Source organism: Butyricicoccus sp. AM27-36, assembly GCF_003480945.1.
GTDB classification, from domain to species: Bacteria; Bacillota; Clostridia; order Oscillospirales; family Butyricicoccaceae; genus Agathobaculum; species Agathobaculum butyriciproducens.
On sequence record NZ_QUJR01000003.1, the window covers coordinates 245,502 to 262,029 of the forward strand.

The following is a 16,528-nucleotide window of genomic DNA, read 5'->3' on the forward strand; positions in this document are numbered from 1 at the left end:
TAGCTCCATTCCAACAAGGAAAGGAGCCCAATATGGAATTTATCAGAGAAGATTGTATTTACGCAAGACAGTCAGTAGACCGCAAGGACAGTATCAGCATTGAAAGTCAGATCGACTTTTGCAAGTATGAATTGAAAGGTGGGAGCTGCCGGGTATTCAAGGACAAAGGCTATTCCGGTAAAAATACGGACAGGCCGGAGTTTCAAAAGCTGCTGGGCGAGATCCGCAAGGGAAAGGTCAGGCGGGTCATCGTGTATAAACTGGACCGTATAAGCCGCTCTATTCTGGACTTTGCAACGATGATGGAGCTGTTTCAAGAGTATGATGTGGAGTTTGTATCATCCACAGAAAAGTTTGATACTTCGACCCCGATGGGCCGGGCCATGCTGAATATCTGCATTGTATTCGCCCAGCTTGAACGTGAGACAATTCAGAAGCGTGTCACAGACGCCTACTATTCACGGTGCCTAAAAGGCTTTCACATGAGCGGACAGGCACCATACGGTTATCAGTTAGAGCCTACTGTGGTAGAGGGTATCCGCACAAAGAAAATGGTTGCCGACCCCGTAGCCGCCGACCATGTTCGGCTGATGTTTGAAATGTACGCTGAACCGGAAACCTCCTTCGGAGATATTACCCGATACTTCGAGGAACATGACATAAAAATTTATGGCAAATCCATGTTCCGTACATTTCTTTCCCAGCTTTTAAGAAACCCCGTTTACGCACAGGCCGATTTGGAGCTGTACGAATTTTTCAAGAGCCAGGGCGCAGCGATTGTCAATGACGCTTCCGACTTTGCCGGAACAAACGGCTGCTATCTCTATCAGGGGCGGGATGTGAAGGAGGACAAGGACAGGTGCTTAAAAGACCAGATACTTGTTATCGCTCCCCACGAAGCACTCATTTCCTCTGACACATGGCTTAAATGCCGGAAAAAACTTATGGCAAATACCACCTTCCAGCAGGGACGGAAACCGAAGAACACTTGGCTGGCCGGAAAAATCAAATGCGGGCATTGTGGGTATGCTCTGAAAGCCACCCATGTACCAAACAGCACTGGATATTTCCGCTGTACCAAACGGACGGAAAACAAAGGCTGTCCGGGCTGCGGGAAAATCCGCAAAGAAGAATTTGAGCAATTCATTTTCTCGGCCATGCAGGAGAAATTCAAAGACTTTCAGATACTCCACGGCAGAGAGGAAAAAGTCAATCCGAAACTGACCGCCTATCAAGTGGAGCTGGCACAGGTGGAGGCAGAAATTGAAAAGCTGCTGGATATGCTGACCGGAGCCAATGCGACCTTGCTTGCCTACGCCAACAAAAAAATTGAAGAACTGGACACCCGACGCCAGACCATTTCAAAGGCAATCGCCGAATTGAGCGTTGAAACCATATCTCCCCAGCAGATAAAGAAGTTATCCTATTATCTCGACAACTGGGACAGCATAGATTTTGACGACAAAAGAAAAGCCGCCGATGGTTTGATCTCTACGATCAAGGCCACCAGCGACCGTGTTCAGATAGAGTGGAAAATCTGACATTTCCGCTCTATCGCCCCTCATTTCTATTTTATCTTGTTTGTACCCCTTGTACACCGATGTTTTGCAACCCTCCGATAAAAATTTATGAGGATATTGTAAAGAACTACGATAAAGACATAATCACAGAGCATAGGACTCTATATCCTGGAATCAGCGTAGAGGACATGCGCAAGATGTCTGAAGGGTTTAACGAGGCTGTAATAGGACAACCCCATGTAATGAAGCAATCTTTGGCTTCAATTTATGCTTTGCGAAATAGCGAACGTAAAAGGCCAGTTACGCTTCTGTTTTTGGGTGATTCTGGTATCGGGAAAACGGAGACAGCAAAATATATTAGTTCCTGTTTAGGCACGGATATGGTTAGGATCCAGTTTTCGATGCAGCAGACTAACAGTGCTTATCAGTACATTTTTGGTGCCGACCATGGTGAGGATAGCTTGGCTCGTGAATTGATTAGACGCAATTCTAATGTTATTCTGCTGGACGAATTTGATAAGGTATCTCCTTCGTTCTACAATGCGTTTTACCAAATGTTCGATGAAGGTACGTTTGTCGATGCAAACTATTCTGTGGATGTTTCCAAGTGCATTATTATTTGCACTACGAATTACAGGACTGAAGAAGAAGCGGAAAAATATCTGGGGACGCCAATCTATTCGAGATTTTCTAAAGTTGTTATTTTTAATCCGATTAGCGTAGATGATAAATTGAAAATTGCGAGAAAATGTTATGCAGGGTTAATGGCACAGGTAGATGCCGAGGATAAAGCACTTATCGAAAACAATTCAGTGTTATCGTTGTTTGAAAGGGTTATTAAAGAAGGTGCCTATCCCAATATGCGTATGTTAAAGAACGACATAGAAGATGCAATAAACTTTGAAATCTTGAAGGCAAGAGGAATTATTCAATAACAATCAGCTGAGCAGTGAGTAACTGCTCAGCTGATACTGTGATTACAAAACAACTCCTATCCAACTTATTGAAACCAATTTTCCATTTTTCTGTTCTTATATAATTTACATTTGCAACATTGACAGGAAGTAGTCCATTCTTGTATAATAATGCCGTCGAAAATATATCCACCCATACATAACAACTGAATATAAATGTTCGACCATATTGAGACATAATTAGTCGGTTCATCCGACACGGTATCGGTACACCGGAAGTGCCGAACTGCTCCACTAAGCCTTTGGTTCTGTTGGCAGGAGCTGTACGAAGCAGAACCCGACTTTGATTTTTCAGAGCCGATTACATAGAACATCACTTTGAAGCGAGAGCGATGCTCCCGCCGATTTCTGATGTTTTGTGTAATCGGCTCTTTTTGTTTTGTCATTTTTCCAAAACACGATTCAGCGCCAAATGCGTGAACTTGAAAAATCAGTGAAAACGAAAAGGCCGGGTAGCGTAGAGCAAGATTCTACCATGGGTCCAAATTTCGCCTATCGCTCATTTTGCCCTTCATGGAATCTTGTTGGGGAGTGCCTTCCCCCAAACCCTGCATCTGTTCTGCTTTGGCAGAAGCAACGGCATCCGCCGATCACCATTTTCACAAATGAAGGAGGAACCGAATGACCAAAACTTACAACACACCGAAACGTACACACATCGTAAAAACCCGTCTGGACGATGAAGAACACGCCGACCTTCTCCGTCGCTTGGAGATTTACGACATGAATCAATCGGAGTTTATCCGTGAAGCGATTTCTGGCGCAACCATCAAACCGACCATCTTGGCAACTCTGGTCAGCGACGATCTGCTCGCAGCCATTGGTAAACTGACCGCTGAATACGGCAGGATCGGTAACAACTTAAATCAGATTGCCCGACACCTCAACGAATGGCGAAGTCCCTATCCCGCTATGGCGAAAGAACTGCAAGATGCTGCCGCTGATCTTGCCACGCTGAAATTTGAAGTGATGAAAAAGGTAGGTGATGCTGTTGGCAACGTTCAAGCATATAAGCTCTAAAAATGCCAACTACTCTGCTGCTGAATCCTATCTCACTTTTGAGCATGACGAGTTTACCATGAAGCCCACCCTGGACGAAAACGGCAGACTTATCCCAAGACAGAATTACCGCATTTCTACATTGAACTGCGGTGACGAAGATTTTGCGATTGCCTGTTTGAGAGCCAACCTCCGCTATGGCAAAAATCAAAAACGGGAAGATGTCAAAAGTCATCACTATATCATCAGCTTTGATCCCAAGGATGTTCCCGATCACGGGTTGACCGTAGATCTGGCACAGAGTCTTGGAGAGAAATTCTGCAAGAAACACTTTCCCGGTCATCAAGCCATCGTCTGTACACACCCCGACGGGCACAACGGCAGCGGCAATGTTCATGTACACATCGTTATCAATTCTCTGCGAATTATGGAAGTTCCATTCATGCCGTATATGGATAGACCGTGCGACACCCAACCGGGCATGAAGCACCGATGCACCAACGCAGCTATGGAATACTTCCGTTCCGAGGTCATGGAGATGTGCCACGATGCAGGTCTGTATCAGATTGATCTGCTGAATGGAAGTAAGACAAGAGTGACCGAGCGTGAGTATTGGGCGAAGAAGAAAGGACAACTTGCACTGGATGAAGAAAACGCTGTCCTTGTCGAACAAGGCTTGCCGGTCAAACAGACAAAGTTTGAAACCGACAAGGACAAGCTCCGTGAAGAAATCCGCATGGCACTCTCCGATGCTGTCAGCTTTGAGGACTTTGCAGAAAAACTTCTCCGCCGTGGCATCACCGTCAAGGAAAGCCGAGGGAGATTGTCCTACCTCACACCAGACCGCACAAAGCCTATCACGGCACGAAAGCTGGGCGACGATTTTGATAAAGCTACTGTGCTCGCCGTCTTTGACAGAAATGCAAAACAGGTCAGAACGAAAACGCCTCCCATTCATTCTGCACCGACCATGCAAGATTTTATCAAACAGCAAAACTCTGTAAGCCGTATGGTGGATATGGATGTCGCCAAGGAAAAAGGTAAGGGTTATGAGCATTGGGCAAAGAAACACAATCTCAAAAACGCAAGCCGAGCCTATCTGTTGTACAAGGAAATGGGATTTGATTCTCCCGAAGCATTGGCTGCTGCTTGCGATGTCGCCCATGAGAAGCTGAGTGATATTCGCACAGAGATGAAATCTGTGGAAGCCGCAATCGCAGAAAAGAAAGAGTTCCGTAATTATGTGCTGAACTATCACAAGACTCGATATGTAATCGACGAACTGAAAGCCTGCAAGAATGAAAAAGCTCGTCAGAAATATCGTGACGAGCATGACAGCGACTTCATCATTCTGCACGCTGCCAAACGCTACTTTGATTCCAAAGGCTTGAAGAAGCTACCGAGCCACAAGGCGTTGCAGACGGAAGTGGAGCAGCTTATCAAAGAGAAAAACGAGCTTTACAACCAGTACCAGACCGCTAAGGAAGAAACACAGCGTCTTGATGCCATTCGTCATAATTTGGAGCAGACCCTTGGCAGAAAGATTGAACACAAGAAGGAACAGAAAAGATAATTCTTTCCCTTCGATTCCATTCCTATCTGGTGAGTGGACGTTTTGTCCACTCACCACGAGCAAAGCAAAGAAAGGATTTTTATATGAACAAAAATAAGAAGGCAATTGACATGACACCCGAAGAACTGAACGAGTGGCTGGCATCCTTGCCCGCACCGCAGGATGATGCACTTTGTACGCACTTCTCCGATCCCGATCCCTATTTCAAAATGGAGCATACATCCCGTGAGCAGAGCGAGAACCGCTTGTTTAACAAGGATGGGCATCTTACCGTTCGTAATTACTGTGCGGCAGAGTTGCCGAAGATCACCATGACCATCCGCTCCGGTCAGACTACTTACCGTTTCAGCGGAAGTTACGACGGTACAAGAAGTCTTTCCAGTAAGTTACTCGACCACATGGCAAAAGAAAATTTAAAATGCTCAAAAAATATTCTAATGAAAGGGTGGATTTATTCACGAATGTGTGATATGATATATACAAGCAATCCTGTATTGGCAGACTGCCCGCCGATTAAGGAGGAACAAGATATGAATAGGCAGTCTGACAAAATTACTGCTATCTACTGTAGATTGAGTCGTGATGATGAACTCACAGGAGAGAGCAACAGCATTGTCAATCAAAAGGCGATTCTCAAGAAATACGCAAAAGAACAAGGTTTACGAAACATCCAGTTTTTCGTGGACGATGGTTACTCCGGTGCTAACTTCAACCGCCCAGATTGGAACCGCATGATTGAACTGGTAAAGGACGACAAGATCGGCGTTATCATTGCAAAGGATATGAGCCGTATCGGAAGAAACTATCTGGAAGTCGGTCTTTACACGGAAATGCTTTTTCCAGAACATGATGTCCGTTTCATCGCCGTAAACAGCGGTGTGGACAGCGCCAATCAGCAGGACAACGATTTTACTCCGTTCTTGAATATCATCAATGAGTTCTATGTCAAGGACAGCAGTAAAAAAGTCAAAGCGGTTATGAAGCAGAAAGGTGAATCTGGTGAGTATTTGACTACTAACCCGCCCTACGGCTACATGAAAGACCCCGACAATCCAAAGAGACATTGGATTGTGGATGATGAAGCCGCAGCCGTTGTCCGTCAGATCTTCGCTTGGTGCATGGAGGGCTTCGGTCCCTCTCAGATCGCCAAGAAGCTGAAAGAGGCAAAAGTGGATTGTCCGACAGTTCATTGGATGAAGATGGGACGAAATGCTCCTGCAAAGACACCTGATAACCCTTACGATTGGGCACCACGCACCATCACCGGCATACTGGAAAAGCGGGAATACCTTGGTCATATGGTTAACTTCAAAACCCGCAAGCAATCGTACAAGAGCAAAAAGAAACTCGAAAACCCTCCCGATCAATGGAAGATTTTCGAGAATACCCATGAAGCCATTATTGACGAAGAAACCTTCGCTCGTGTGCAGGAACTTCGCAAGAACAAACGCAGACCCGCCAGAACAGGCAAGACCAATATGTTCTCCGGTCTCGTTCGCTGTGCCGATTGTGGTGAGAAATTGTACTACTGCACCAGCAACAGTTTTGAAACCAGACAAGATCACTTCGTGTGCTCCACTTCTCGTAAAAAGGGCAAGGAGGTCTGCGACACTCACTTCATCCGAGCCGTGGTGCTGGAAGAAGGTACACTCCAACACATGAGGTTGGTGATACGGTGTGTTGCCGATTATGAAGATACGTTCCGCAGAGCGTTGGGTGCAAAGAGAAGCGAGGAAGCAAAGAAAGAACTTTCTGCCAAGAAGCGAATCCTGCAGAAATCCGAAAACCGTCTGGCTGAATTGGACAGATTGTTCAAGCGTATTTATGAGGACATGGTCAACGGGAAACTGTCCGAAGCTCGTTTTCAGATGTTAGCTGATGATTATGAGCAGGAGCAGGCAGACCTGAGAGTCAAGATTGAAATGCTTGAAAACGAAATACAGAATCAAGAAGATCAAGCGGAGAATGTTGATAGGTTTATTCGACAGGCAAAAAAATACCTGTACTTGGAGAAGCTGACCCCCACAATTCTGAACGATATGGTCAATGCCGTATATGTTCATGCACCGGACAAGTCCAGCGGACACCGAGTGCAGGATGTGACGATCAGCTACAACTATATCGGCATACTCCCCGCCAATTTACTCTATGACGTTATGAACGGAAAAGCGGCATGATTACTCATGCCGCTTCCCGAAAACATTATTATACTGTTTTATTGGACCGCTCCTTGCGGGCACAATTTTTCGTCCCTTGTATAATTCCCGAGGTACACGCCCCCGGGAATTATGAATTTGCTTCGCAAATTCTATTTTATGCGTGCTACCGCACGAAGCGTAAAAATTAAAATAATACTTTTTTGACAGACTGACGCGTTGCAGTAAGCAGCGCGTTTTCTTTTGCCCTCAAACGGATACAAATGCGTTCTAACCGTCCCCGAACCAACATACACTGTCACAGATGAAACCTCATCAGGCAGGAGGGAAACAGCGGTGAAGGGCTTACCGGAGGAGCGCACGATCCGTCTGGCGCAGTACATGATCGAGCAGAAGGCCACCGTGCGGCAGACTGCGGCACGGTTCGGAATATCCAAGTCAACCGTACATAAGGATATCACAACGCGCCTGCAAAAGCTGAATACCGAGCTGTATGAGCGCGTACAGACCGTTCTGCAGGTGAACAAGCAGGAGCGGCACATACGCGGCGGCAGAGCAACACAGGCGAAATACCGCGCCGAAGCGGCGCAGCGACGCGGTGAAAAATAAAAAAACCGACTTTCCAAGCGGAAAGTCGGCAAACAGAAGCAGCGTGACAGTGTTGCTATGTAAAGGCTTAAAGCAGACCGAGCTCATGTGCGCAATCGCTGCAGACATTCTTACCTTTGAAGTGGATAATGTCCTTTGCGTTACCGCAGAATACGCAGGACGGCTCGTACTTCTTGAGGACGATATGATCGCCGTCAACGTAGATTTCCAGAGCGTCCTTTACTTCGATGCCCATAGTGCGGCGCAGCTCAATCGGGAGCACGATGCGACCAAGTTCATCAACCTTACGAACAATACCGGTGGATTTCATTTTCAACACACTCCATTTCTTTATCATAAAAAATGTATTACCAAATCCCACTCACTTGGGATGTTGGACGGAAGGGGGGAACACGATATGCTGTCCGTTATCTGGACGGTGTTCCTTTGTATGGCGCTGCTATGCGGTGCGGTCACGGGCAGGCTGGCAGAGGTTACGGCAGCGGTACCCACAGGGGCTTCGGAAGCGATCACGCTGGCGATCAGTATCACCGGGCTGATGTGCTTCTGGAGCGGTGTGATGGAGCTGCTGCAGGCTTCCGGACTGGCAGAGCGGCTGTCCCGTCTGATGGCACCTGTTCTGCGTCCCTTGTTCGGAAGCGCATCGCAGGATAAACAGGCGATGGAAGCAGTAAGCGCCAATGTAACGGCAAATTTGCTGGGGTTATCCAACGCGGCAACGCCGTTGGGATTGCGTGCGTCAGAGCGGCTGTATGTTCTTGCAGGGCGGAGCGGAGCGCCGGATACCGTGCTGACGCTGATCGTGCTGAACGCAACCTCAATTCAGCTGATTCCGTCTACGGTGGCGGCGGTTCGTGCGGCTTGCGGAGCACATGCGCCATTTGATATTATGCTGCCGGTGTGGGGAGCTTCTGCGGCTTCCGTTGCGGCGGTGCTGCTCAGCAGTAAACTGCTGCGTCCATTTTTTCCGGATGGGGAATAGCGGGACAGGTAAGTGCGCCTTACAAGTAGTATTATCACACATGAAAAGCAAGAAATTTGTCGAACAAACAAACAATCATCAAAAAATTTCCAAGCGAGGGAAATAATACAAGGAGGGAGATGGTTGCAGATTTTGCAGAACGCGCTTATTCCGGCACTTTTGGCAGGAATCAGCCTGTATGCGCTGTGCAAAGGCGTGGACGTATTTCCAACTTTTCTGCGCGGTGCAGCCGTCGGTTTGAAAACCGCGGTGCAGATACTGCCTGTTATGGTCGGGATGCTGACAGTCGTGTTCATGCTGCGCGCCTCAGGTGCCGTTGATATTGCGGCAAGCGTGCTCGCGCCCGCACTGCGTATACTGGGCATACCGAAAGAATGCACAGCCCTGACCCTGCTGAAGCCGATCAGCGGAGGAGGAGGACTGGCAATGGGCAGTGAAATTATACGACGCTGCGGACCGGACAGCTATGCCGGACGCGTGGCCGCAGTGATGTTGGGAGCCTCGGAAACCAGTCTGTACACGATCAGCGTGTACAGCGGGCACCTTGGTTTGAACCGAACCAGATATGCTGTTCTCGCGGCATTGTGCGGTGATCTGGCAGCATTTACCGCCTCTGCGGTACTGGTTAGATTATATTTCCCATACAGTTAATATTATATCGTGTATGTTAAAAAATTACCATAGCTTATGTCAAAAATTAGCGAATTAAATAAACATTACTTGCAATATTTGTGCAATGTGTGAAAAAATTTACAGACTGAGAATATAAAAAAGCATCTATGCCGAAGCACAGATGCTTTTTATATTGTAAAGCGATTACTTCTTCACGATCTCCTTGCCGAAAGGACCATCATAGTCGAAGAAGCCCTTGCCGGTTTTAACGCCCAGCCAGCCGGCACGAACCATCTGACGCATCAGCGGATGCGGACGGTACTTCGGGTCGCCGGTCTCGCGGTACAGCGTCTCCATGATTGCGAGGTTTACGTCGTGGCCAACAAGGTCAGCGGTGTGCAGCGGGCCGGACTTCATGCCTGCGCCAAGCTGCATGGCAACGTCGACATCAGCAGGGGAAGCGATGCCGTCAGCAACGATACCCATTGCCTCGTTCATCATCGGGATCAGGATGCGGTTTACAACGAAACCGGGACCTTCCTTAACGGCAACCGGGGTCTTGCCCAGGGATGCCATCAGGTCAAATGCGGTCTGGAAGGTTTCGTCAGAAGTCTGGATCGCGCGGGTAACCTCAACCAGCTTCATGATCTGAGCCGGGTTGAAGAAGTGGCAGCCGATGAACTTATCCGAACGGTGCGGGATGCAGGCAGCCATCTCGGTGATGGACAGACCGGAAGTGTTGGAAGCGAAGATGGTGTGAGCGGGGCAGATCTTGTCCAGATCCTCCAGCAGGTCCTTCTTCAGATCCATGCGCTCCAGAATAACTTCCATGATGAAGTCAGCATCGGCAGCGTCCTTGCGGTCAACCGAGGTCTTGAGGGAAGCGAGCAGCTCGTCCTTGCGCTCTGCGGTCATCTTGCCCTTGCTTACGAGAAACTCGTAATCGTGTGTGATAACGGTCTTGCCGCGCTCGGTGAACTCCGGCTTGATGTCGATCATGGTAACGTCATGACCTGCGTTCAGAAATACCTCAGTGATGCGTGCGCCCATGTTGCCAGCGCCGAATACACAAACTTTCATGCTAAATTAACCTCTCTCTCACTCTTTGCGGATGGATGAACAGGTATTGCGAATATTGACTAGTCAAAACCGCACAATCTGGTTTTGAATTGTGCGGTCCGACTGTCTCAATGCTTACTTATTCTTGAATTCCTTAGCCGGCTTGTCGCGGTTCTTGTCCAGGAAGTAAGCCATGCCGTACTTCTGATCCTCGGTAGCGAAGCACTGTGCGAAGCAGTTGCCCTCGAACTTCAGAGCGGAGTTCAGGTCGGTCTGCATGCCAACGTTTACAGCTTCCTTAACCAGAGAAACAGCGATCGGAGCCTGAGCAGCGATCTCCTCAGCCAGCTTTACAGCCTCGTCAAGCAGGTTCTCCAGCGGATATACGTAGTTAACCAGGCCCATGTCCAGAGCGTCCTGAGCGGTGTAGTTAGCGCGAGCGGTGTACAGCATTTCCTTAGCCTTGCCTGCGCCTACGAAGCGAGCCAGACGCTGGGTGCCGCCGCAGCCCGGGGTGATGCCCAGACCAACTTCAGGCTGACCGAAGGAAGCGTTCTCGGAAGCGAGACGGATGTCGCAGGACATAGCCAGCTCGCAGCCGCCGCCGAGGCAGAAGCCGTTGATGGCAGCAATAACCGGACGCTTGAAGTTCTCGATCTTCCAGCAAACGCGGTTGGACTCGTTGCCGAACAGCTTGCCTTCTGCACAGGTCTTGGTAGCCATCTCGGAGATGTCAGCGCCTGCAACGAAGGAGTTAACGGTCTTGCCCTTCTTGTTAACGGTGGAAGAACCGGTCAGAACTACTGCATAAACGTCATCCAGATCCTTAGCCAGCTCGTCGAATGCCTCTTCCAGCTGTGCGTACATGTCGGTGGACAGAGCGTTCATAGCCTTCATGTGCTCGATCTTAACGATCGCAACATGACCCTTTTTTTCGATTACTACGTCAGTCATTTTTAAGACTTCCTTTCAGAATATGTGCTATGAGCGTAAAACGCTCAAGGCTGACCTCTATTCGGAGGCCATCAAACATCCAAAGGATGTTTGCAGTCAAAATAGAACAGAAGCGAGCTTCTGTTCGTAAAAACCCGCGACATGCGCGTGGGTTTTTACACCCCGACCCAGCCGCCCTGGGCGGCGTCGTTCGGGTATCCAAAATCAGTTTCTACGGAACTGATTTTGGTATATAGGGGGCTTTTGAAGCCCCCTATAGCAAGACTTACTTGCAGAGCTCGTCGCGCTCAACGATGATAGCTTCGCCCATACCGCCGCCGATGCACATGGTAGCCAGACCGATGGTCAGGTCGCGCTTGATCATTTCGTGAATCAGGGTGGTGGTGATGCGGCAGCCGGCTGCACCGATCGGGTGACCCAGAGCGATTGCGCCGCCGTTTACGTTAACCTTGTCCATATCAAAGCCAAGCTCACGGTTAACAGCAGCAGCCTGTGCAGCAAATGCCTCGTTGGACTCGATCAGGTCGAGGTCAGCAACGGTCAGACCTGCGCGGGACAGAGCCTGACGGGTGGACTCGATCGGACCTACGCCCATGATGGACGGATCACAGCCTACAGAGCCCCAGGCACGAACCTTAGCCAGCGGCTTGAGACCGTTTGCCTTAACGAACTCCTCGGAAGCGATGATCATTGCAGCGCCTGCATCGTTGATGCCGGAAGCGTTGCCTGCGGTTACGGTGCCGTCCTTCTTGAATGCCGGGCGCAGCTTGCCGAGGATCTCCAGAGTGGTGTTCGGCTTTACATGCTCGTCGGTATCAAAGATAACGGTTTCCTTCTTCTTCTTAACTTCGATCGGAACGATCTCGTCCTTGAAGCGGCCGTTAGCGATGGCAGCAGCTGCCTTCTGCTGGGAAGCGAGAGCGATCTCGTCCTGCATCTCGCGGGTGATGCCGTACTTTTCAGCTACGTTTTCTGCAGTGATGCCCATGTGGTACTGGTTGAATACATCAAATACGCCGTCGTATACCATCATGTCGACCAGCTTCTTGTCGCCCATGCGAGCACCCCAACGGGTATCGCGGGAGATGTACGGAGCACCAGACATAGACTCGCAGCCGCCTACCAGCATCATCTTGTTCTCGCCGGAACGGATGATCTGGGTGCCGAGGGAGATGGCACGCATGGAGGAAGCGCAAACCTTGTTCAGGGTCATAGCCGGGGTGGTGATCGGCAGACCGGACTTCAGGCAAACCTGACGTGCTACGTTCTGGCCTACGCCGCCCTGCAGTACCTGACCGAACAGAACCTCGTCGATTGCTTCCTTGTCAACGCCTGCACGCTCGATAGCTGCCTTTGCAGCAGCGGTGCCAAGCTCGGAGGAGTGTACATCGCGGAGGGTGCCGCCGTAAGTGCCGATTGCGGTACGGGCAGCGGAACAGATGTAAACGTTCATTTAGCTGTTTCTCCTTTTCTACTGATGCGGCGAAAAAACTATGCCGCCGCATGGTGATGGAAACTCGATTTTTGAGTTCGTTAATATTTTATCAAACTATTCTGCAGAATGCAAGGGGAATTGGTCGATTCTGTAAAATTATATGAAAAGTCCAGTTCCCGTTTGCGTAATCTGCACAAATAGAATTGATTAGTCGTTAGCCAGACCCATCAGCTCGTCACGGAAGATGCGAGCGTCCATGGTCTTGATCTCGTCAGCCATCTTCGGAACGAAGTCCATCTGGTCGAGGATCTGGGTCTGCAGGTCGATGCCCGGAGCGATCTCGGTCAGGGTAACGCCTTCCGGACGCAGCTCGAATACGCAGCGCTCGGTGATGTACAGAACCGGCTGATGTACCTCGTTAGCGTAATCGCCGGAGAAGGTGATGTGCTCAACCTGCTTAACGAACTTCTTCTTAGCGCCTTCCTGGGTGATAACGAGCTTGCCGTCCTTGCACTCAGTCTTGAGGCCCTTTGCAGTGAAGGTGCCGCAGTAAACAACCTTCTTGGCGTTCTGGGTGATGTCGATGAAGCCGCCTGCACCTGCCAGACGGGTGCCGAACTTGGATACGTTCAGGTCGCCGTTCGGAGCAGTCTCAGCCAGGCCGAGGAATGCAACGTCAAGGCCGCCGCCCTGATAGAAGTCGAACTGTACGTTGTGCGGGATGATGCACTGTGCGTTAGCAGCAGCGCCGAACTGGGTGCCGCCGTACGGTACACCTGCGATGGAGCCTGCCTCAACGGTCAGGGTCATCTTGTCGGAGATGCCTTCTTCAGCAGCTACGTTAGCGATCTTCTCCGGTGCGCCGGTGCCGAGGTTTACGATAGCGTCCTGCGGCAGCTCCATAGCAGCGCGGCGGGCGATGATCTTCTTAGCGTCCATCGGGATCGGCGGGATAGCGTCAACCGGGATGCGGAACTCGCCGGTCAGCGCGCCGTCGTACGGCATGCCGAGGCACTGCATGTTCTCCTCCTCGGTGCCGACTACAACAGAGTCAACATAGATGCCCGGGATAGCAACCAGCTTCGGGTCCAGAGAACCGCCCTGAACGATCTTCTCAACCTGAACGATTACCTTGCCGCCGGAGTTCTTGCAGGCCTGAGCCATAGCAGTTACGTCCAGAGGACCGATCTCACGATGTACGGTGCAGTTGCCGTACTCATCGCAGTAGGAAGCACGCAGGAATACAACGTTGATCGGGAAGCCCTTGTACAGCAGGCGCTCCTGACCCTCGATGTTAACGATCTTTACCAGATCTTCCTTGGTAACGTCGTTCAGCTTGCCGCCGCCGTTGCGCGGGTCAGCGAAGGTCTTCAGGCCAACGTGAGTGATGGTGCCGATGTTGTGAGCAGCGATATCGCGGTACATGTGCGAGATAACGCCCTGCGGCAGGTTGTAAGCCTCGATCTTGTTGTTCAGAGCCAGCTCGCCGAGCTTCGGAGCACGGTCCCAGTGGCCGCCGATAACGCGCTTAACCATGCCTTCATGGCCGTAATGGTCACCGCCGGTGCCATCGCGGTGGCCCTGACCGGCTGCAAAGAACAGGGTCAGGTTCTGCGGGTGGCCGGTCTCAAGAAAACGCTTCTCGAGAGCCTTGGACAGGGTCTCCGGGCAAGCACAGGATACGAAACCGCCGGTAGCAATGGTATCGCCGTCCTGAACCTTCAGAGCAGCTTCCTCCGCGGTGATGATGCTTACTTTCTTCATGTTTATCAATCCTCCTGATAATAGTGCGACCGGTTTTACAGTGGTCACGCCTGCGACGTGAAAGACCTGATTCTATCTATCGCCTGCGGAATCTCATCCGCCGCGGCAACAACAACACGGTGCGCGGCTTCGATCTCCTCATAGAGATACGGACAGCCGGTGCAGCCGCGCAGGATCAGCAGTACGTCATATGGAACACCGTCCTCCGGATAGGAGAATGAGGCGGTATCCAGAAGGGCAGCGCAAATCGCCTTGTAGGCATCGCCGCGCTCATAGCGCGGATTGCAGCCGCCGCAGAATTTTACTGTGCAGCGAAGCAAGGCGCACAACCCCTTTCTATGTAGCATTTCCGAATGTTACCATAGGGAAACAATGGGTAATAACACAAACACAGGCACTCACGGGTGCTCCATGAGTGCCTATAGTTTGCTCAGAGATTACTTGATGCGAGCAATCTTCTTTGCCAGTTCCTTCTTCATTTCAAGGTTGGACTGACGGGCAATCATGATGCGCTGAGCCTGCGGCGAGCCTGCACCGTGCATGGACTCCGGCAGATAGCCGACAGCTGCAGTACCCATGGTCATGTTCTCGATCAGGCGCAGCAGACGCATACGGTCCTCAGTCGGAACGGAAGCAACGCCCTTGAGGTACTTCTCGATGTACGGCTTGAGCTCCGGGTTGCGGTAATCAGCCTCGGACGGCTGGGTTACCATCAGGCCGCCTGCCAGATCCTGTGCCAGACGAGCGATCTCGTACGGGAAGCGGGTAACGTTCTGCTTGCAGACGTTAGCCAGCAGCAGGTCGATCAGATAGTTGCCTGCCTTGGTCTTGGTGCCCTGAGAGGAGCAAGCGATACCGCAGCAGTACAGGGTCTCGTTCAGGTGGGTCATCTCGATCAGCTTGTCCTTAACGTGGGAAGCCTTGGAGGAGCCAGCCATATCGCCAGCCAGAGCGGTAGCGCCGATCAGAACGTCGCCTACGCCGACCTTGCAGCCGCCGTAAGACTGACGGTGATAGCCTGCGAAACGCTCTACGATCATGCCGGCAAACTTAACTTCGCCGTTGAGGAAGATGCGGTCGTTCGGAACGAATACGCGGTCGAAGATAACGAGAACTTCGTGGCCGCCGTATACCTTGTTGCCAACGTCGATGTCGTTGTACTCTTCCATCTTGCGGGTGTCGCAGGACTGACGGCCGTAGATCAGGGTGATGCCCTTGGAATCGGTCGGAACTGCGAAGGAGATCGCGTAGTCCTCGTCGCCCTCGCGCATGGAGATGGTCGGCATTACCAGAACCTCGTGAGAGTTTACGAAGCCGGTCTGGTGAGCCTTAGCGCCGGTAACGTATACGCCGTCAGCGGTGCGCTCTACAACGTGCAGGAACAGATCCGGATCAGCCTGCTTGGACGGAGCGAGGGAACGGTCGCCCTTAACGTCGGTCATAGCGCCGTCAACTGCGAGGTCCTCATCCTGTACGCGGGTCAGGAACTTGAGGAAGTTCTCGTGGTACTTGGTGCCGCAAGCCTCGTCGATCTCGTAGGTGGAGGAGAATACAGCGTTCATAGCGTCCATGCCTACGCAGCGCTGGAAGCAGGCTGCAGTCTTCTGACCGAGCAGACGCTGCATCTTAACCTTCTTGATCAGGTCGTCGGTGGACTGATGCATGTGGGTGAAGCGGTTGATCTTCTTGCCGGAGATGTGGGAGGTAGCAGTCATCAGATCCTGATACTGCGGGTCCTCAGCCAGCTCGTAGGTAGCGGCGAAGGAGTTAAGGGAAGGACGGATAACCGGGTCGTCAACCGGGTTCTCTACCTTCTTGCCGAACATATACAGGTTGAGGTTCAGCTTGCGCAGGGACTCAATGTACTGGTCTTTGGTCATCATAAGTGATC

The 16,528-nt window shown here is 50.8% G+C and carries 15 protein-coding genes; 8 read left to right on the forward strand and 7 right to left on the reverse strand.

The window, feature by feature from the left end:
- Positions 1 to 32 precede the first annotated feature (32 nt).
- The 6 genes from DW724_RS06430 (at position 33) to spoIIID (ending at position 7,831) form a co-directional block, all read left to right on the forward strand.
- Positions 33 to 1,541 (forward strand): recombinase family protein, encoded by a 1,509-nt coding sequence (locus DW724_RS06430; RefSeq protein WP_118760995.1) that lies wholly within the window; start codon positions 33 to 35, stop codon positions 1,539 to 1,541.
- Between the two features lie 176 nt (positions 1,542 to 1,717).
- Positions 1,718 to 2,455: an AAA family ATPase gene (locus tag DW724_RS06435; RefSeq protein ID WP_158580228.1), complete on the forward strand. Its 738-nt coding sequence runs from the start codon at positions 1,718 to 1,720 to the stop codon at positions 2,453 to 2,455.
- Positions 2,456 to 3,115: 660 nt separating this feature from the next.
- On the forward strand, positions 3,116 to 3,514 hold the full coding sequence (locus DW724_RS06440; protein WP_022241051.1) for a plasmid mobilization protein: 399 nt from the start codon (positions 3,116 to 3,118) through the stop codon (positions 3,512 to 3,514).
- A complete protein-coding gene (locus DW724_RS06445) occupies positions 3,486 to 5,066 on the forward strand; it encodes a relaxase/mobilization nuclease domain-containing protein (protein ID WP_118761011.1) in 1,581 nt (526 codons plus the stop codon). Before DW724_RS06440 ends, DW724_RS06445 begins: the two co-directional genes overlap by 29 nt.
- Positions 5,067 to 5,149: 83 nt before the next feature.
- Entirely contained in the window at positions 5,150 to 7,243 is a 2,094-nt protein-coding gene (locus DW724_RS06450) for a recombinase family protein (protein ID WP_243105700.1), read from the forward strand.
- 315 nt (positions 7,244 to 7,558) lie between these two features.
- Complete coding sequence (gene spoIIID, locus DW724_RS06455) at positions 7,559 to 7,831, forward strand: sporulation transcriptional regulator SpoIIID (RefSeq protein ID WP_117492171.1); 273 nt, start codon at positions 7,559 to 7,561, stop codon at positions 7,829 to 7,831.
- Positions 7,832 to 7,898: 67 nt separating this feature from the next.
- On the opposite strand, the gene DW724_RS06460 is transcribed toward spoIIID, so the two are convergent.
- Positions 7,899 to 8,141 (reverse strand): AbrB/MazE/SpoVT family DNA-binding domain-containing protein, encoded by a 243-nt coding sequence (locus DW724_RS06460; protein ID WP_110437393.1) that lies wholly within the window; start codon positions 8,139 to 8,141, stop codon positions 7,899 to 7,901.
- 87 nt (positions 8,142 to 8,228) lie between these two features.
- Between DW724_RS06460 and DW724_RS06465 the strand changes: the two genes are divergently transcribed.
- Both DW724_RS06465 and DW724_RS06470 read left to right on the forward strand, forming a co-directional pair.
- The gene (locus tag DW724_RS06465) at positions 8,229 to 8,813 is read left to right on the forward strand and encodes a nucleoside recognition domain-containing protein (RefSeq protein ID WP_118481063.1); all 585 of its coding nucleotides are present in this window, start codon (positions 8,229 to 8,231) and stop codon (positions 8,811 to 8,813) included.
- A 123-nt stretch (positions 8,814 to 8,936) separates the two neighbouring features.
- On the forward strand, positions 8,937 to 9,464 hold the full coding sequence (locus DW724_RS06470) for a spore maturation protein (protein WP_330426316.1): 528 nt from the start codon (positions 8,937 to 8,939) through the stop codon (positions 9,462 to 9,464).
- 165 nt (positions 9,465 to 9,629) lie between these two features.
- On the opposite strand, the gene DW724_RS06475 is transcribed toward DW724_RS06470, so the two are convergent.
- The 6 genes from DW724_RS06475 to DW724_RS06500 form a co-directional block, all read right to left on the reverse strand.
- The gene (locus DW724_RS06475) at positions 9,630 to 10,505 is read right to left on the reverse strand and encodes a 3-hydroxyacyl-CoA dehydrogenase family protein (RefSeq protein ID WP_117492169.1); all 876 of its coding nucleotides are present in this window, start codon (positions 10,503 to 10,505) and stop codon (positions 9,630 to 9,632) included.
- A 114-nt stretch (positions 10,506 to 10,619) separates the two neighbouring features.
- Positions 10,620 to 11,438 carry an enoyl-CoA hydratase-related protein gene (locus tag DW724_RS06480; RefSeq protein ID WP_118286159.1) on the reverse strand — a complete coding sequence of 273 codons (819 nt, stop codon included), beginning with the start codon at positions 11,436 to 11,438 and terminating at the stop codon, positions 10,620 to 10,622.
- Positions 11,439 to 11,703: 265 nt separating this feature from the next.
- Entirely contained in the window at positions 11,704 to 12,891 is a 1,188-nt protein-coding gene (locus DW724_RS06485) for an acetyl-CoA C-acetyltransferase (protein ID WP_118760997.1), read from the reverse strand.
- A 189-nt stretch (positions 12,892 to 13,080) separates the two neighbouring features.
- Positions 13,081 to 14,637, reverse strand: a complete 1,557-nt coding sequence (locus tag DW724_RS06490; protein ID WP_118760998.1) for an acyl CoA:acetate/3-ketoacid CoA transferase — start codon at positions 14,635 to 14,637, stop codon at positions 13,081 to 13,083.
- Between the two features lie 44 nt (positions 14,638 to 14,681).
- Positions 14,682 to 14,957: a hypothetical protein gene (locus DW724_RS06495; protein ID WP_118730201.1), complete on the reverse strand. Its 276-nt coding sequence runs from the start codon at positions 14,955 to 14,957 to the stop codon at positions 14,682 to 14,684.
- Between the two features lie 117 nt (positions 14,958 to 15,074).
- Positions 15,075 to 16,520, reverse strand: a complete 1,446-nt coding sequence (locus tag DW724_RS06500) for a 4-hydroxyphenylacetate 3-hydroxylase family protein (protein ID WP_118481065.1) — start codon at positions 16,518 to 16,520, stop codon at positions 15,075 to 15,077.
- Positions 16,521 to 16,528: the final 8 nt, after the last annotated feature.

Coding starts and splice junctions, on each gene's coding strand:
- DW724_RS06460 (WP_110437393.1), bottom strand. CDS start 8,141: ATGAAATCCACCGGTATTGTTCGTAAGGTTGATGAACTTGGTCGCATC.
- DW724_RS06480 (WP_118286159.1), bottom strand. CDS start 11,438: ATGACTGACGTAGTAATCGAAAAAAAGGGTCATGTTGCGATCGTTAAG.
- DW724_RS06475 (WP_117492169.1), bottom strand. CDS start 10,505: ATGAAAGTTTGTGTATTCGGCGCTGGCAACATGGGCGCACGCATCACT.
- DW724_RS06500 (WP_118481065.1), bottom strand. CDS start 16,520: ATGATGACCAAAGACCAGTACATTGAGTCCCTGCGCAAGCTGAACCTC.
- DW724_RS06435 (WP_158580228.1), top strand. CDS start 1,718: ATGTCTGAAGGGTTTAACGAGGCTGTAATAGGACAACCCCATGTAATG.
- DW724_RS06485 (WP_118760997.1), bottom strand. CDS start 12,891: ATGAACGTTTACATCTGTTCCGCTGCCCGTACCGCAATCGGCACTTAC.
- DW724_RS06450 (WP_243105700.1), top strand. CDS start 5,150: ATGAACAAAAATAAGAAGGCAATTGACATGACACCCGAAGAACTGAAC.
- DW724_RS06430 (WP_118760995.1), top strand. CDS start 33: ATGGAATTTATCAGAGAAGATTGTATTTACGCAAGACAGTCAGTAGAC.
- DW724_RS06490 (WP_118760998.1), bottom strand. CDS start 14,637: ATGAAGAAAGTAAGCATCATCACCGCGGAGGAAGCTGCTCTGAAGGTT.
- DW724_RS06440 (WP_022241051.1), top strand. CDS start 3,116: ATGACCAAAACTTACAACACACCGAAACGTACACACATCGTAAAAACC.
- DW724_RS06465 (WP_118481063.1), top strand. CDS start 8,229: ATGCTGTCCGTTATCTGGACGGTGTTCCTTTGTATGGCGCTGCTATGC.